This is a genomic window from Sorangium sp. So ce117 (genome assembly GCF_051524395.1).
Classification (GTDB): Bacteria; Myxococcota_A; Polyangia; order Polyangiales; family Polyangiaceae; genus Sorangium; species Sorangium cellulosum_B.
Window position 1 is genome coordinate 603,818 of record NZ_CP150309.1, and the last position, 16,582, is coordinate 620,399.

Annotated in this window: 13 protein-coding genes; 7 read left to right on the top strand and 6 right to left on the bottom strand. The window is 72.8% G+C overall.

The window, feature by feature from the left end; translation table 11 throughout:
* Window positions 1-35 precede the first annotated feature (35 nt).
* Window positions 36-1,895, top strand: coding sequence for an ATP-dependent zinc metalloprotease FtsH (gene ftsH / locus WMF46_RS02320; protein WP_437984091.1), 1,860 nt, complete (start codon window positions 36-38; stop codon window positions 1,893-1,895).
* Between the two features lie 3 nt (window positions 1,896-1,898).
* Here ftsH and WMF46_RS02325 read toward each other — a convergent pair whose 3' ends face one another.
* The 3 genes from WMF46_RS02325 to WMF46_RS02335 form a co-directional block, all read right to left on the bottom strand.
* Window positions 1,899-3,344, bottom strand: coding sequence for a choice-of-anchor D domain-containing protein (locus WMF46_RS02325; protein ID WP_437984092.1), 1,446 nt, complete (start codon window positions 3,342-3,344; stop codon window positions 1,899-1,901).
* Between the two features lie 105 nt (window positions 3,345-3,449).
* The gene (locus WMF46_RS02330) at window positions 3,450-4,718 is read right to left on the bottom strand and encodes a serine/threonine-protein kinase (RefSeq protein WP_437984093.1); all 1,269 of its coding nucleotides are present in this window, start codon (window positions 4,716-4,718) and stop codon (window positions 3,450-3,452) included.
* On the bottom strand, window positions 4,715-5,668 hold the full coding sequence (locus tag WMF46_RS02335) for a LysM peptidoglycan-binding domain-containing protein (protein ID WP_437984094.1): 954 nt from the start codon (window positions 5,666-5,668) through the stop codon (window positions 4,715-4,717). The genes WMF46_RS02330 and WMF46_RS02335 overlap by 4 nt, the downstream gene beginning before the upstream one ends.
* Window positions 5,669-5,831: 163 nt before the next feature.
* Between WMF46_RS02335 and WMF46_RS02340 the strand changes: the two genes are divergently transcribed.
* Window positions 5,832-6,854 (top strand): OmpA family protein, encoded by a 1,023-nt coding sequence (locus WMF46_RS02340; protein WP_437984095.1) that lies wholly within the window; start codon window positions 5,832-5,834, stop codon window positions 6,852-6,854.
* Window positions 6,855-6,894: 40 nt separating this feature from the next.
* On the opposite strand, the gene WMF46_RS02345 is transcribed toward WMF46_RS02340, so the two are convergent.
* Window positions 6,895-8,430, bottom strand: a complete 1,536-nt coding sequence (locus tag WMF46_RS02345; protein ID WP_437984096.1) for a glycosyltransferase family 39 protein — start codon at window positions 8,428-8,430, stop codon at window positions 6,895-6,897.
* Entirely contained in the window at window positions 8,423-10,081 is a 1,659-nt protein-coding gene (locus WMF46_RS02350; RefSeq protein ID WP_437984097.1) for a helix-turn-helix domain-containing protein, read from the bottom strand. Before WMF46_RS02350 ends, WMF46_RS02345 begins: the two co-directional genes overlap by 8 nt.
* A 218-nt stretch (window positions 10,082-10,299) precedes the next feature.
* Here WMF46_RS02350 and WMF46_RS02355 point away from each other — a divergent pair, with 218 nt between their 5' ends.
* The 5 genes from WMF46_RS02355 to WMF46_RS02375 all read left to right on the top strand — a co-directional run bounded on the left by WMF46_RS02355 (window position 10,300) and on the right by WMF46_RS02375 (window position 15,596).
* Window positions 10,300-11,523, top strand: coding sequence for a DUF1015 domain-containing protein (locus WMF46_RS02355; RefSeq protein WP_437984098.1), 1,224 nt, complete (start codon window positions 10,300-10,302; stop codon window positions 11,521-11,523).
* A gap of 33 nt (window positions 11,524-11,556) precedes the next feature.
* The gene (locus WMF46_RS02360; RefSeq protein ID WP_012233061.1) at window positions 11,557-11,994 is read left to right on the top strand and encodes a rhodanese-like domain-containing protein; all 438 of its coding nucleotides are present in this window, start codon (window positions 11,557-11,559) and stop codon (window positions 11,992-11,994) included.
* Window positions 11,995-12,089: 95 nt separating this feature from the next.
* Window positions 12,090-12,800, top strand: a complete 711-nt coding sequence (locus WMF46_RS02365) for a glycosyltransferase family 2 protein (RefSeq protein ID WP_437984099.1) — start codon at window positions 12,090-12,092, stop codon at window positions 12,798-12,800.
* Between the two features lie 286 nt (window positions 12,801-13,086).
* Window positions 13,087-15,231 (top strand): HAMP domain-containing sensor histidine kinase, encoded by a 2,145-nt coding sequence (locus WMF46_RS02370; protein WP_437984100.1) that lies wholly within the window; start codon window positions 13,087-13,089, stop codon window positions 15,229-15,231.
* Window positions 15,228-15,596, top strand: coding sequence for a response regulator (locus WMF46_RS02375; protein WP_437549138.1), 369 nt, complete (start codon window positions 15,228-15,230; stop codon window positions 15,594-15,596). The genes WMF46_RS02370 and WMF46_RS02375 overlap by 4 nt, the downstream gene beginning before the upstream one ends.
* Here the strand turns inward: WMF46_RS02375 and WMF46_RS02380 are convergent.
* Window positions 15,584-16,579, bottom strand: coding sequence for a squalene/phytoene synthase family protein (locus WMF46_RS02380; protein ID WP_437984101.1), 996 nt, complete (start codon window positions 16,577-16,579; stop codon window positions 15,584-15,586). The two genes, WMF46_RS02375 and WMF46_RS02380, sit on opposite strands and share 13 nt — an antisense overlap.
* Window positions 16,580-16,582 lie beyond the last annotated feature (3 nt).

The following is a 16,582-nucleotide window of genomic DNA, read 5'->3' on the forward strand; positions in this document are numbered from 1 at the left end:
CCGAAGCGACGCCCGCCGCACATCAGCTCCGTGGAATGGCTGACGAGAAGAGGCCGGCGTCGCGCGCGTGGCTCGGGTACCTGCTGATCGCCGTCGGGATCCTGGTCCTTTCCGGGATCGTCAGGTCACGAGGGCGCCCGCTCGTGCCGTACGACGAGGCGGTCGCCGAGGTGCAGCGCGGGGAGGTCTCCGCGGCGATCGTGAAGCCCGACGAGATCGAGCTGATCCGCCGCGAGAGCCCGCAACGACCGGAGGAGCGCGTCCGCGTGACGCGGCTGCCCGGCGTCGAGGACGAGCCGCTCGTGAGGGCGCTGCTCGACAAGCAGGTCCGCATCGAGGCGAAGAGCCCCCAGACGTCGGTGTGGATGCAGGTGGCGATCTGGATGTTGCCGCTCCTGCTCATCAACGCGGCGTTCTTCATGGTGCTGCGGCGGGCGGGGCAGGGGGCCGCCGGGCCGCTCGGGTTCCTGCGCAGCAAGGCGAAGATCTACGATCGATCCAGGCAGGATCCGGTGCGCTTCTCGGACGTCGCCGGCGTCGACGAGGCCAAGGACGAGCTCGTCGAGGTGGTCGACTTTCTCAAGGAGCCCTCGAGGTACCGCTCGCTGGGCGGGCGGATCCCGCGCGGCCTCCTGCTCATCGGGCCGCCGGGCACCGGCAAGACGCTGCTCGCGCGGGCGGTGGCGGGCGAGGCGAACGTGCCGTTCTTCTCGCTGAACGCGAGCGAGTTCGTCGAGATGTTCGTGGGGCTCGGGGCCGCGCGGGTCCGCGAGCTCTTCGAGGAGGCGCGCAAGAGCGCGCCCAGCATCGTGTTCATCGACGAGATCGACGCCGTGGGCAGGACCCGGGGCGGCCTCGGCGCCCTCGCGACCCACGACGAGCGAGAGCAGACGCTCCACCAGCTCCTCGCCGAGCTCGACGGCTTCGACGCGCGCACCACCGTGATCCTGATGGCCGCCACCAACCGCCCCGAGGTGCTCGATCCGGCGCTCCTGCGGCCCGGGCGCTTCGATCGCCAGGTCATCGTGGATCGGCCCGATCTGCGGGGCCGCGAGGCGATCCTCGCCGTCCACGCGCGGCGGGTGCCGCTCGCGAGCGACGTCGAGCTCGGGCTCGTGGCGCGCCGCACGCCGGGCATGGTCGGCGCCGATCTCGCGAAGATCGTCAACGAGGCCGCGCTGGCCGGGGCGCGGCGCGGCGCAAGGGAGATCGGACAGGCCGATTTCGACGAGGCGCTCGATCGCTCGCAGCTCGGGCTCCGGCGCCGCGGGCAGATCATGACCGCGGAGGAGCGGCGGCGCGTGGCCTACCACGAGGCCGGGCACGCCCTCGTCGCGCTCGCGCTGCCGGCCGCCGATCCGGTGGAGCGGGTGTCCATCGTGGCCCGCACGATCGGCGCGCTCGGCGTCACGATCCAGGTGCCCCGCGACGAGCGCCAGCTGGTCACCGAGCAGGAGATCGAGTCGCGCGTCACGGTGATGCTCGGGGGCAGGGCGGCGGAGGAGATCGCGCTGGGGCAGGTGTCGAGCGGCGCGCACGACGATCTCGGGCGCGCCACGGCGCTCGTCCGCGAGATGGTGACCCGCCTCGGGATGAGCCGGCGCCTCGGGCTGGCCGCGCTCGCGCGCACCGTCGGCGCGCCGATGCTCGGCGTGCTCCAGGAGGAGCGCACGTGCAGCGAGGAGACCGCCCGCGAGGTCGACGAGGAGGTGAGGGAACGGCTCGGCGAGATGTACCTGAAGGCCAAGCAGCTGCTCGTCGATCGCCGCGAGGGCCTCGAGGCGGTCGCGGAGGCGCTCGTGCTCAAGGAGACGCTGCGCGGCGAGGAGCTGGAGGAGATCGCGGCCGTGTCGACGCGGCGGAAGATCGCCGTGGGCCCGCCGAGCGCGGCGTGAGCCTCAGGCGGCGCGCCGCCGGCGCCTGAGGCCGCCCGCGAGCGCGGCGAGCGACAGGCCGGCGGCCGCCCACGCCCGGCCGCCGGCGCTGCCGCGCGGCGCGCCCCCGGCCGCGCGGCAGGCGCAGCCCCCATCCTCCTCCGCGAGGTCGCCGCCGCCTGCCGGTGCCTCCGGCTCGCCGACGCCGATCCCTCGCACCGCGATCATCTGCAGGGGTCGATCGGGGTCGTTGGACTCGACGAGGACGGTCGCCGCGAACGCGCCGCTGGCCTTCGGCGCGAAGCGGATCGCGAAGTCGACCTCCGTTTCCGGATCGATCCCGAGCGCCGCGTCCGCGAGCTCGAAGCTCTCCGCGTCGTCGGTCGTCACGACGGCATCGAGCAGCGCCTCTCCCGCGTTCGACAGGCGGACGAGCTCCACGTTGGCCTGCCCCACCTCCACGGCGCCGAAATCGATCTCCTGCTTGTCCAGCGCGAGGTCCGGGAGCGGCACATGGACGCGCTCGCTCTCGAAGATCCATTCCCGCTCGGTGAGCGGGAAGGCGAGCGGGATGTCGGCGAGCGGGATCGACCACGAGCGGCCCAGCAGGCTGACGCCGAACGCGGGGACGAGGTGGAGCGTGCCGTCGTACCGCACCGAGCCCTCCGGACGAACGTTGAGCTCGACCGACGGGCCTCCCAGGTAGTCCACGGAGGAGGCTCCGCCCTCGGAGGTGATGTCGCCTCCGCTCACCGTCGCCTGATCGAGCGTCTCGATGGCCACGCGATGGGTCGTGTAGCGGGCCGCGACGTCCATCGCGATGTCGAGCTCGAACCTCCCGTCGATTCCGGGGATCGAGCCGCCGATGAGGTCGCCGAGCGACACGGACGCAATGCGCTGCAGCGCGGTGGAGCTCTCCAGCGTGATGCCCGGCTCCCAGCCCCAGGCGTCGAACTGCTCTCGGGTGTGCACCTGGAGATCGATCTGGGGCAGATAGGGGATATCACCCGTCCAGTCGAAGTCCTGGCCCAGGACGGAAATGCTGATGCGTCCCTGTGCGCTGACATCGAGTCCGTAATCGCAGCTGAACGCGCCGCCGTCCGGGGCGCCTGGTGCCTTGAGCGCGAGCGCCTCTGGCCACGACGCCTCGAGCGCTCCGCTCAACGAGACCTGGGTGTCGGCGTAGACCGCCGCCCCGAGGTTGACCTGGAGCGGTGAGCCCGGCGGGACCCAGCCTGTATCGAAGTCGAGCTCGAGCGGGATGGCGTCTTTGCGCTGGAACGTGAGCGGCCCCCGCGCGCACTGGAGCGGGTCGTCCGCGCACGGCACGGCGAGCGAGTCATAGGCCGAGGCGGCCGCGGGGACGAGGAGCGCGAGCGCGGCGGCGACGCCGGGGAGAGCGCGCCGCCGCCGGGGCCGAGCAGGGCGGAGCGCCGCGAGGGCTGCGCCGCCGGACAGCAAGGAACGCATGAGAACGATTACCACGATCCTCGCGCTCCACGCCATAGCCGCAGCCCCCCGATGGCGGCGCGCCAGGCACGCCCCAGCTGCGTTTCAGCTGCGTTCCAGCGCGTCCTAGCGCGCCCCGAACAGCGTGCCGACCACGATGCCGGCGGCCGCGCAGAGAATGGCCACCACGGTCCAGAGGATGAGCTCACGCGAGGTGCCGCCCGCCGTCGGAGCAGCGCCAGCGGGCGTCCCGCGGACCACCGCGGCCGCGCTTTCGGGCAGCGCTCTCCTCACCGCGCTCGCCACCGCGCTCGCCACCGCGCTCTCCGGACGCGTAACCGGATGGCCGACGTGGCCAACATGGCCGACGCCCGAGACGGAAGCGCCGTCCTGGAGGGGCGCGGCGTAATCCAGGCCGGTCCGCTCGAGCGCGAGATCGGTGATCGAGACGGCGTCCGCGAGGCTCGCGGGGGTGTGGTGCACGACGCGCCGTTCTTCTCGGCAGGCGCGCAGGGCGTCGGCGAATGCCCTGGCGCTCGGGTGCCGCTCGGAAGGGCTCTTGGCGAGGGCCCTCAGGAGGACCGCCTCCAGGCCGGCCGAGATGAGCCCGGAGCGCTCGCTGGCGCGCGGCGGCAGCGGCTGCTCGGCGATCTGCGCCGTCATCACGGCGATGGGCGTCCGCTTGCTGAACGGCACGGCGCCGACCGCCATCTCGTAGAGGATGCAGCCGAGCGCGTAGATGTCGCTGCGCGGGTCGACGTCCTCCCCGCGCACCTGCTCCGGCGCCATGTACTCCGGCGTCCCGAAGATCATGTCCTTCTCGGTGAGCCCGGTCGTCTGCTGCTCGCCGTGCACCACCTTCGCGAGCCCGAAATCGACCACGCGGACGCGGCCCGCGAAGGGGGACGGCGCGGCGCCCGAGCGCCCGTCCGGGCGCTCGATGAGCACGTTGGCCGGCTTGAGATCGCGGTGCACCACGCCCGCCGCGTGCGCGGTCTCGAGCGCGGCGCAGATCTGCAGGGCGATCTCGATCGCCAGGTCGATCTCGATCGGCGCGTGGTCCCGCAGGAGCTCCTCGAGCGAGCTGCCGTCGATGTGCTCCAGCGCGATCACGAGGAGCCCGCCCTCCTCGACGAAGTCGAGCATCCGGACGACGTGCGGGCCCTCGACGCGCTCCAGGATGGCGGCCTCCCGGTGATAGCGCCTGAAGATCTGGGGCGTGCCCGAGAGGTGCCTGTGGATCACCTTCAGCGCGACGGGCTGGCCGTCCTCGTCGCGGGTGGCGCGGTAAACGACGCCGGACGCCCCCTCGCCGATGACGGACTCGACGGTGTACCGCGACGCGACGCCGTGCCCGGCGGGCAGGCGATCGGGCGCGGGCTGCTGCGAGGTCACCGCCCACCGCCCGCGTCCGCCGGGATCGGCGGCGCGGGGTCCGGCGACGGCGCCCTGAGGTGCAGCTCCGTCGACGAGGTGCAGGCGCGCACGATCTTCGGGCTGAGCTCGATGGGATCGAGCCGCGCGGCGGGGTCGGCCTCGCGCCACGCGGCGCACGCGGTCTCGGCGAGCCCTGTGGCGTCGAGCGCGACGTAGGCCTCGAGCAGGTGCCGCTGCACCGTGGCGATCTGCACCCGGGCGAGATCGCCGTAGCCGAGCAGGCGGCTCGCTCGCGCCACGGCGTCGATGTAGCGGCCGCTCCGCACGTCGCCGGCGAGCTGCGGCAGCTCGGCGTCGACCCGGCGCTGGGCGTCGCGCGCGCGGCCGGCGCCCTCGGAGCGCACCAGCGCGCCGGAGCTCGCGGCCTCGGCCTTGCCCTCGGCCGAGAGCGGCAGATCCGTGAGCGGGACGAGGATCACCATGCCGCGGCGCAGCGGGCGCTGCTTGAGGTGGTTGTACTTGTCGAGCATCCACGCGTGGTCCCGCTTGCCCAGGAAGCGATAGGCGATGGTGAGCAAGGTGTCGTGCTGGCCGACGACGTACCGCAGGTTGTACGGCACGATGATCTCCTGCCCGTCGGTCGGCTCGAGCCAGGGCCACGTGTCGTTCGAGATCGCGAGGACGTCGCTCCGGTTGGCGGTGCCGAGCAGCCGCTCCGCGAGGATCGCCCAGGTCTCGCCCGCGGTGACGCGGTGGTGGCCCAGCGCGGGCACCTCCAGGCGCAGGCCGGGCATGATCGGCACGCCGGCGCCCGCGTCGAGCGCGTTGGCGGCGACGAGCACCTGCTCCATCTGCACGCGGCCGTAGGTGCGCTCCGCGATCTGCGCGAGCGTCTCGCCCTCGCGGACGACGTGCGGGAACGCCGCCGCGGCGCTGCCGACCAGCGTCGTCGCTGCGAGGGCGCCCACGGAAAACCAAGCTCGCGGAGACATCACGCCGCCGAGGGTACCAGGGGTTCGCGCGCGGTGGGACGGCTCGCGACGGCTCGCGACCGCTCGCGCGGCGGCGCGCGGGGAACGTTTGCCACGATTTCGTCGCGCCCGGGGTTTCGTGCCAGAGTGCGCGCGACGCATGAAAGACACGACGACGTCCGGCAGGATCCCGACGTGGCTCTCGCGGCGCTCGCCTGCGGCGGCGCGGCTCCTCACGGCCGGCCTGCTCGGGCTGGCGACGCCGGGCTGCCTCGTCCGGCAGGGGCTCTACGACGAGGCGCGCGCGGAGATCCGGAGAGAGCGCGAGGCGGGTGACAAGGCGCGGGCCGAGGCCCAGAGCGCCCGCGCCGAGGCCACACAGCGGTCCGCGCAAATCGCCGCCATCGAGGAGGAGCTGGCGCGCCTTTCGGACGACGTCCGGGCGCGCGATCTCAGGCTGTCGGAGGCGACGACGGCCGAGGCGGGGCTCGCGCGGCGGCTCGACGAGCTCGCCGCCATGAACGAGGAGCTGTCGGCGCGGCTCCGGAGCGCCGGGCAGAGCGTGGGGCAGCTCGCCGGCGAGCGGGGCAGCCTGTCGGCGGAGCTCGCGGAGACGCGGGCCAAGCTCGACGATCTGCGCCGGAAGCAGGCGGCGGCGGAGGCGCGCGCGGCCGGGATCCGCGACGCCGTGGACCGGCTGAAGGGCGCGGCCCTCGCGGGGAAGGTCCGTGTCGGGCTCCGCGCCGGGCAGCTCGTGATCGAGGTGCCGAGCGACGCGCTGTTCGCGGCGGGGAAGGCCGAGATCCAGCGCGAGGGGCGCGCGGTGCTGGCCGAGATCGCCGCGGTGCTCCGGACGATGCCGGAGCACAGGTTCCAGGTCGCCGGGCACACCGACGACGGCGGCGACGCGAAGAGCAAGAAGGCGAAGGGCGCGCGCTTCCCGTCGAGCTGGGAGCTCTCGTCGGCCCGCGCGGTGGCGGTGGTCCAGGCGCTGATCGCGGAGGGCATGGCGCCCGGGAGCCTGTCCGCAGCTGGATACGGGGAGTTCGCGCCAGCGGCGACGAACGTCACGGCGGAGGGGCGGGCGAAGAATCGGCGGATCGAGATCGGCCTGGTGATGGACCAGGAAGCGTTGGAGAAGGAGAGAGCAGGCGGCCCGAGCGTGGCGGCGCCAAAGCCCTGACGGGTCGCCTCCTGCGCCTCCGGGCGCCGCCCGCGTCACGTCATCGATCGCCCGCCGGCTCCCCGGCCGCCTCTCCTCGCCGCAGCGCGCACGCCGCGAGGATGCACAGCGCCGGCGTCACGACCATGTGATACCGGTCCTCGCCGAAGAACACGGCGTGCGTCAGCGCCACGGACGCGACCGCGAACGCGAGGTAGCCGACGACGCCCCCGTTCCCGGGCCGGCCCGGCAGCGGCAGCGCGGCGATCAGCGGGATCGCCACCGCGAGCGGCCAGAACGCGTGCACGTCGCCGAGCACCCCCCACGCGACCAGCCCGAGCACCGCCGCGAGCGCGAGGAGCTGCGCGACGAGCTCGCGCCGCGTCTTCCGCCGGGGCATCGCCACGACCCCGAGCGCCGCGGCGGACAGCAGGCCGAGGTGCGACGCCGTGAGCACGCGGCGCCCCGCCGCGCGCCGCTCCTCGGGCCACGCCGCAGGGTTCGCCTCGCCGAGATAGCCGATCGGGAACGACTCGTGATCGAAGGTGAAGCCCAGCTTCCTCGGGATCAGGGCCAGCCAGCGACCTGGATCATCCTTGATCCATTGAAGCCCCGCGGCCATCCAGCAGCGGTCCTGCGCCACCTGGCCGCGCGCGATCGGGCAGCCGTCTCCCGCGCGCAGCGTCTCGAAGCGGCCCGTCGCGCGCGGGAACGCGCCGATGGCGAGGTTCCAGCCGCCGTTCGTCGACACGAGCGCGCAGCCGTCCATCACGCGGCAGTTGCGGATCGTCCACGGCGCCACCACCGCGAGGGCCGTCGCGGCCGCGAGCGCCGCCGTGAGCGCGCCGCGTTTCCACGCGGCCGCCCCTCCAGACGCCGTTGCCGCCGCTCCTCCGGACGCCACCCCCTGCGGGGCACGCATGGCCAGCAGCGCGAGCGCCGGCGCGCAGAGCAGGCTCTGGGGCCGCACCAGCGCCGAGAGCCCGAGCGCCACGCCTGCGAGGACCGCGCCGCGGGCCGGGCGACCGCGCGCGGTGTCGCGCGCGAGCAGCCAGGGCGCCGTCACCAGGCCGAGCGCCGCGAGCGGCTCCGTCATGAGGAGCGCCGCATAAACGATGAGCCCCGGCGAGAGCGCCGCGAGGAGCGCCGCCACGCGGGCGCGCGCCGGCGTTGTCGCGTACCGGGCGAGGCGGTGGACCACGACGACGAGCAGCGCGCCGGTCACCGCGTTCGCGACGGTCGCCGCGTGCGGCCCGGCGCCGAACAGCCGGTAGACGAGGGCGAGGAACCCGCTGTAACCGACCGGATAATGGCACCACGGGTGCCATACGGCCTGGCCCCCGACGATGAGATCGTCCGAGTAGCCGAGCCCGGCGGCGATGCGGCGCGCGCCGAAATCGTAGTAATGGCCGTCCCACACGGGCTCGCGCGCCCACGCGATCGCCACGTAGAGCCGCGGCAGCAGCGCGAGCGCGAACGCGAGCGCCGAGAACGCGAGATCCCCGCCGGCGCGTTCTGACGTGCCGCCCGTGCCGCGCCCGCCGCGCCCGCCTCCGATCCGCGCCGCCCCGTCGCTTCCGCGCGACGCCTCAGCCATGCGGCTTGGCGCGCGAGCCGGCGGAGATCTCGCGCAGGCGACGCATGTAGGTCTTCGCCACCTGCGCCCGATCGAGCCGCAGGTACTTGGCAATTTCCTGAACGAATCCCTGTACGTAGACGGTCGCCGGAAGGTCGCCTATCGCCTCGTTCTCGATCGCCTGGAGGTGCGCCAGCGAGATCTTGGTCCGCTGCGAGATGTCGGTGAGCTCGACCCCCTGCGACTCGCGCACCTTGCGGAGCAGCGCGCCGCTGAACTGCGTCTCGGCGTTGATCTCGCGCGCGAGATCGGCCTGGAGCATGGCCAGCTCGGCCACGGCGGCGGCGTTCTCGGCGCGCACCGGGCCGAGCTGCGTGCGCGGATCGTCCGGGTAGGTCGAGAGATCGTACGCGCGGCGGCGCACCGGATCGAGGAGGGTGTCGTGCGCCTCCTCGATGCGCGCCTGCTCCTTCTGGAGCACCGCGGGGCTCAGCACGCTGACCACGGGCAGGCTCCCCTCCCGGTAGGTGTCGCGCTGGCGCTTGTAGGCGCGCCGGATCTCGTCGTCCGCGGCCGTCCGCGCGAGGCCGAGCGCCTCGTAGAGCGTCGGCGGCGCGGCGCTCTTCGAGGCGGCGGCGAGGGCGCGGGCGTGCGCCTCGGCCGGGCGGGAGTCGCGCGCGGCGAGCAGCGCGAGGATGCGCCGGGCCACGCGCTCGAGGTTGCGCGCGCTCTTCGACGTCGGGCTGTCGATGAGGAGCGGCTGGCGCCGGCGCGCGGTCAGCCACACGGCGTCGTCGTGCTCGATGTGGCCGAGGTAGTCGAGGGAGATGCCGAGGAAGCGCTCCGAGACGGCGCTCATCGCGGGGCCGAGCTCCAGGTCCGAGCGGTGCCGGGTCTGGCTGACCACGAGGTGCGGCTTCACCCGCGGCAGCTGCGCGGCCGCGAGCGACGCGACCCCCTCGTCGAACCGCTTCACCTCCATGATGAAGTCGCGCGGCGTCGCGAGCGCCGGGAGCGACGCGGCGACCTTCTCCACGAGCCGGATCTTGAAGCGCTCCTTCATGAGCGCCCGGCGCAAGGTGCGCTGGTAGAGCGCGCGGCAGAAGCGGTAGGAGTGCTCGACCGCGAGCGGCTCGGGCGTGGTGGCGCAGATGCCGACGTCAGCGTGCAGGAAGAGGTCGAGCGTCGAGGAGCCGGTCGCCGCGCCGAGGCTGACGATCACGTAGTCGACGTCGAGCTCCTGGATCATCTTCATCCAGTAGGCGGCGCGGCTTGGCCGGTGCGGCGTGGCCGTCATCGGGTCGTACGCGGTCGGGACGAGCCGGAGCCCGGGCACCGTTGTCGCGATCGGCTCGGCCTTGCCCTCCTCGATGTCCTCGCGCGTGACGAGCGACGGCGCCTCGATCCCCAGCGCGGCGTGCAGCCCCGGGCTGTAAGCGTCGGTGTCGATGATGATCACGTCGCGCCCGAGCTGCGCGAAGTACACCCCCAGGTTGACCGCGAGCGTCGCCTTGCCGACGCCCCCGCGGCCGCCCCCCACGGCGATCACGCGGCGGGATCGCGAGCTGGAGAACGAGGTGATCTCGCCCGGCAGGGGGAGATCGTCGTCCGCCGAGCCGGGCGGGAGGGTCGAATAGCGCGGCGGAGGGTAGGACTCACCGGAGCTGGACAAGGTTCCTCTTCGTGCGGCGCGCGGCTGCGCGGGCGGGATGGTGCGGCGGCGAGCGGATGCGAGCGGCTCGCGGCGCGAGTCCCTCCTAGCACGCGCCGCGCGCGGCCATGAGCGCCGCCGACGCCGGGGCTCCGCGCCGGTTTGCCCGCCCCGCCTGCCGCGGCTCCCGCCGCGCGAGCCGCCTCGACGCGCCCAGGCCGCTGGGCTAGTCGCTCCGCGTGGCTACCGTCCGACCTTTCCGCGCTTACCGACCCCCCCAGGCCCAGGCGGCTCGCGTCGCGAGCCCGCCGTACGACGTCATCTCCACCGCCGAGGCGCGCGTCCTCGCGGCGGGAGGCCTGCACAGCTTCCTCCGCGTCTCCCGCCCCGAGATCGACCTGCCCGAGGGGACGGACGAGCACGACGACGCCGTCTACGCCCGCGGCGCGCAGAACCTCGCCGATCTCATCGCGAGCGGCGACCTCGCGCAGGACCCGGAGCCGCACCTCTACCTCTACGCCCAGAGGATGGGTGCTCACCGGCAGATCGGCGTCGTCGGCTGCGCCGCGGTCGCCGAGTACGAGCAGGACGTCATCAAGAAGCACGAGAAGACGCGCCCCGACAAGGAGGACGACCGCACCCGCCACATCGAGGAGCTCGGCGCCCACGACGAGCCGGTGTTCCTCACGTACCGCGCCGACGCGGGCATCGACGGCGCCGTCGCGGAGGCCTTGCAGTCGCCGCCCATCTACGATTTCACGACGGCCGACGGCGTCGAGCACAAGCTCTGGGTCCTCGGTCGAGCGGCGACCGCCGACCTCGAGGAGCGCTTCCAGGCGATCCCGACGCTCTACGTCGCCGATGGCCACCACCGCAGCGCCGCGGCGGCGCGCGTCCACAGGAAGCTGCGCGGCGACGGCGGCGAGCACGACGTCTTCCTGGCCGTGGTCTTCCCGCACGACCAGATGAACATCATGCCGTACAACCGCGTCGTGCGGGACCTCGCCGGCCGCAGCGCGGAGGCGCTGCTCGCGGCCCTCGGCGAGCGGCTCGACGTCGCGCCGGCGACGGACGGCGCGGCCGCGACCCCGGCCGAGCCGCGGACCTTCGGGCTCTACCTTGGCGGCCGCTGGTACACCGCCAGGGTCCGCCCGGGGTCGTTCGACGCGAAGGATCCGGTGGCCTCGCTCGACTGCTCCATCTGCCAGGACCAGATCCTCGGCCCGATCTTCGGCGTCAGCGATCCTCGCCGGGACAAGCACGTCGATTTCGTCGGCGGCATCCGCGGCGTCGCCGAGCTCGAGCGACGCGTCGACTCGGGCGCGTTCACGATGGCGATCCACCTCTATCCCACGCAGATCGACGAGCTCTTCGCGGTGAGCGACGCAGGGCTGCTCATGCCGCCGAAGAGCACGTGGTTCGAGCCGAAGCTCCGCAGCGGGCTCTTCATTCATACGTTCTGACGAGCGCGCCGCGCCGGGGGTAGACTGCGCCCCATGGCGGACATCAAGCGTGTATCCCCCCAGCAGGCCAAGAAGCTCATCGACGAGGAGGGGTATCTCTACCTCGACGTCCGGAGCGAGCCCGAATATGCGGCCGGGCACCCGAGCGGCGCGCACAACGTGCCGCTCATGCACGCCGGCGCCGGCGGCATGAAGCAGAACCCCGACTTCCTCGATGTGGTCCGCGCCCTCTATCCCAGGGACGCGAAGATCATCGTGGGCTGCAAGTCCGGACAGCGCTCGATGCGCGCGGCCGAGGCCATGGTGTCGGCCGGCTACACGGCCGTCATCGAGCAACGCGCCGGCTTCGAGGGGCCGCGCGACGCGTTCGGCGCGATCACCGAGCCGGGGTGGGGGCCGGCCGGGCTGCCCGTCGAGACGGCCACGCCTGGCGGCTCCTACGCCGAGCTCCGCAAGAGCGCTGGCAGGTAATACGTCCGGCGCGCACGGCTCGCGGCGCGGCGCCGAGCGCGTCGTCGCGGCGTCGATCGCGTTGCCGGAGACCGCTCGCTCCGCTAGGAATCCGCGTGCTCCACGGTGCGCGCGTCGCAGTGGTCATCCCCGCGCGGGACGAGGCGCGATGGATCTCCGAGGCGGCGGCGTCGGTCCCCGCCTTTGTCGACCACGTGATCGTCGTGGACGATGCCAGTCGAGATGGCACGGCCGAGATGGCGCGCGCGGTCGGGGACGAGCGCCTCGAGGTGCTCGTCCACCCGGAGTGCCGCGGCGTCGGCGCGGCGATCGTCGCTGGCTACCGGCGCGCTCGCGCCCTCGGCGCCTCGGCCGTCGCGGTCATGGCCGGCGACGGGCAGATGGATCCGCGCGATCTCCCGCGCGTCGTCGCCCCGATCGCCTCGGGCGAAGCCGATTACGTGAAGGGCGATCGGCTGCGCCACCCCGACGTGTGGCGCGTCATGCCTCTCCAGCGGCTCGCCGCGACGGCGGCGCTCGCAGAGCTCACCCGCCGTGCGGCGGGGCTCGACGCCCTCTCCGACAGCCAGTGCGGGTACACCGCCATCTCGGCCCGCGCGATCGACGCGCTCGACCTCGACGGCCTCTGGCCCCGCTACGGTTATCCGAACGACTTGCTCGCCGCCCTCGCGGCTCGCCGGCTCCGCGTCTGCGAGGTCAGCGTGCGTCCCGTCTACCGCGGTGAGGCGAGCGGCCTGCGCGCGCGCCACGTGCTTACCATCCTTTTCCTGATCGCCAGGAACGCCATAAGGCAGTCCCTGAGCTGATCAGGAAAATCGCAGAACGCCCGCGCGCGGACGGAACGTGTGAGTCGGAGTCGATCGAATCGACACGAGCCGCTGCGCAAAACGGTCGACAACTCGCTCATTGGTTTTCATAGCAAAGCTGCCTGGCGACCTGACTCATCAACTTGGCGCGGAGGGGCTCCAGAGGCGCGAGCCCCGCAGCCATGCTTCAACAAGGGGGGTGACGGACGTGGCCATCAGCCGAGCCGCCTGGGCTAGAATCTGGAATCCGGGGAGGTCGCGGACTCTGTCGTTCACGCCTCGGGTCGTGGCCTATGCATTCGGCATCGAGCTGCCGTACAGCCTGCTTGTCCCGGTCGCTCACCTGCGCCTCCTCGGCGTCGTGGACTCGGCGGTCCAGGCGCGGCTGCTCGGGCTGATCGGGCTCATGTACCTCGTCAAGACGGGGGGGCTTATCGCGCTGCTCGTCCACATGCTGCGCCCGATCGAGCGCCTGCGGCAGTACTCCGTGGCCCATCGCCTCCAGAGCGGCGCGGGCGTCGAGGACACGAGCAGCGGCGGCGCGGCGCCCCCGGAGGAGGTCGTCCTCGCCGCGGCGAACGCCGCCTACGACACCCCGCTCGCGTTCGCGACGGTCTGGGCCGTGTCGTGGGGGCTCCTGTACCTGCCGGTCACGATGGCGCTCTACGTCATCGCGCCGGACCAGAGCCCGCTCGGCGTCCAGCGCGGCGTCGCGCTGGCCCTGTTCGCGCTGGCCCTGTTCGCGGCCGCGCTGCCGCTCGCCTACAGCATCCTCGGCCGCCTGCTCGCCCCCGCCGCCGGCGTGATCTCGCTCATCGCGCGCGAGCGCGGCCTCTCCATGCCTGGCAAGGGCTACTCGCTCGCCGTCCGCCTCGTGATCCTCGGCGCCTGCCTCGCCATCGCGCCGACGAGCTGGATGGCGGCGATGGTGCTCGGCGAGACGGCGGGGCCGGCCAAGCCCGGCCTGAAGCTCACCCTGGCGATCTTCTCGATGGTCGCGGTCACCTGGGCGCCGGTCTGCGCGGGCTTCCTCGCCGGCGCCCTCGCGGGCCCGCTCCAGCAGGTCGCCGCGGTCATCCAGAAGATCGTCCAGCGCGGCGAGGTCGACCGGCTGGAGCGGATCCCGGTCTATTTCAAGGACGAGATCGGCGCGCTGGCGGGCGGCGTCAACGCGATGGTCGATCGCCTGGAGGAGTCGTCTCGGCGCACGCGGAGCTACCTGGCGGAGCGCGAGCGCCTGCTGCAGGACGCGGCGCAGCGCGCGGCGCAGCTCGGGGCCGTGCTGGACAACCTCGTCGAGGGGGTGTTCGCGTGCGACCGCCAGGGCCGGCTGACGATGATCAACGCCTCGGGGCTCAGGCTGCTCGGCCTCTCGGGCCGCTCGGAGCAGGCCGGCCGGATGGTCGAGGAGGTGATGGACCTCGGCCGGATGCGCCACAGCGACGGTCGCGCCTTCACGCGCGACGAGCTGCCCATGGTGCGGGCGCTCGCCGGCGAGACCATCGTGCAGGAAGAGCAGGTGCTCGCGGACGGCCGCGCGGGCCGCGACGTCTTCCTGCGGACCAGCGCGGCGCCGATCCGCAGCGAGGGCGGGGCGGTCCTCGGCGCGGTCGCGGTCGCCCGCGACGTGACGGAGCTCATGGAGCTCGATCTCGTCAAGGATCAGTTCATCCGGGTCGGCGCGCACGAGCTCAAGACGCCGGTCGCGATCATGAAGGGATACGCGCTCGCGCTCCTGCGCAACTCGAACGATCTGCCGGCGCCGCGCCGCAAGATGCTGGAGGCCATCGACCGCGGCGCGGACAGGATCAACCGCATCGTCGACGATCTCCTGGCCATCTCGCAGGTCACGCTCGACGTGCTCCAGGTCTCCGAGGAGGACGTCGATCTGAAGGAGCTCGTGCAGGAGTCGGTCGATCGCGTCGCGAAGTCGGCGAGCCGCCACCGGGTGCGGCTGTCGCTCGACGCCGAGCGGCCGCCCGTCGTGCGCGCCGATCCGGAGCGGCTGCGCCAGGTGCTCGCGAGCCTCCTCGACAACGCGGTGAAGTACTCGCCCGACGGCGGCGATGTCGACGTGCGCGTCGCCGTCGCCGAGCGCGCGCCGGCGTCGTCGCGGCCGTCCTCCTGCGACGCCGCGCTCTTCTCGCAGCGGCACGGCGCGGCGCCGCGCTTCGAGGCGGTCGTGTCCGTGCGCGACCAGGGCGTCGGCATCCCCGCCCACAGGCAGGAGCGCATCTTCGAGCGCTTCTTCCGCGCGCACACGGACACCCGACACGACTACGGAGGCATGGGGATAGGGCTGTTCCTTGCGAAGGACATGATCACCCGCCATGGCGGCCGTATCTGGTTCGAGAGCGAGGAGGACAGCGGCAGCACGTTTTATTTCACCCTTCCACTCAGCAGCGAGGCCCCCGCGGCCGATCGACGATGAGCGACAGACACGCAAAGACGGTGCTCCTCGTGGAGGACGACGCGGATCTCGTGGCGCTCGTCTCCCTCGTGCTCCAGGAGGACGGCTACCGGGTCAAGATCGCGTGCAACGGTCGCGAGGCGCTGGCCAAGCTGGAGCACGACCTGCCGGATCTCATCCTGCTCGACATGAAGATGCCGGTGATGAACGGCCCGGAGTTCGCGCGCGAGCTCGAGGTCCGGCACGGGCGTCAGGCGCCCATCGTCGTGCTCACCGCGGCGGCGGACGCGCACCGGCGGGCGGCCGAGGTCGGCGCGGACGCGTGGCTCGGCAAGCCGTTCGATCCGGACGCGCTCCTCTCGACGGTGAGGCGTTACACGGGGTGAGCGCGGAGGAGCTGCCGCCGCTCGGCGAGGTCGCGCCGCACCTCGGCCCAGTACCGCGCGGGGAACCGGCGGTGATCGAAGCCGGTCGCGCGGAACACCCGTGTGATGCGGGCATAACGGCGCAGGCTCCACTCCCTCATGATCTGGAGCGAGGGGTGGAGGCCGCGCGCCTCGATGAACGGCGCCGCCCGCGCGTAGAGCGATGGCATGACCTCATCGAGCCAGTACCGCATCAGGGCCTGGTATCCGGGCGTGTCGACGCACCGTCCGGAGATCACCTGAGCGCGCGTGACGCCGTGGCGCGCGAGCTCCTCCTCGGGCAGGTAGCAGATGCCGCGATCGGCGTCCTCCTGCATGTCCCTCAGGTTGTTGAAGAACTGATCGAGCCGGCCGAACTCCCCGGCGGCGTCCCAGTGCTCCTTCGTCAGGAACGGAACCAGCTGAAAGATATGGCCTGACAGCCGCACGAGCATCGTGTCGTGCTCCTTCAGGGTGCGGATGAGCAGGCTGGGAGCGTGGTAGTCGGCGAGGGCGAGCAGGTAGGCGTCCCAGGCGGCGAGCGAGCGCGGTTGCATCTCGTCGAGGTCGGGACGATCGAGCGCGGGGCGGCGGAGCCACAGCGCGTGGATGGCGGAGAGCTCGCGCGCGAAGGGGCAGCACGGATCGACGAAGCCGCAGGAACGGACGCGCCTCCACGCCACCATGAAGCGGCTGAATCGCCGCGCGTGCGGCTCGATGCGCTCGTTCTCGGCGAGGCGATCGACGATCCGGATCCAGCGGATGCGATCGAGCCACGCCCGCTTCACGTCGGGCGCGAGGCCGAGCACCCACGCGGCGTTGTCCTCGTCTTTCAGCGCGTCGTCCGACAGGGCGCGATAGTGCGATGAGCCGACGATCGCCGAGATCGGCTGGTAGGGAGTCCGCTCCGATGCCGGTGCGGCAGCGGGCAAGTAGGGCGCGGAGATGTGTTGAATAGGTTTCACGAT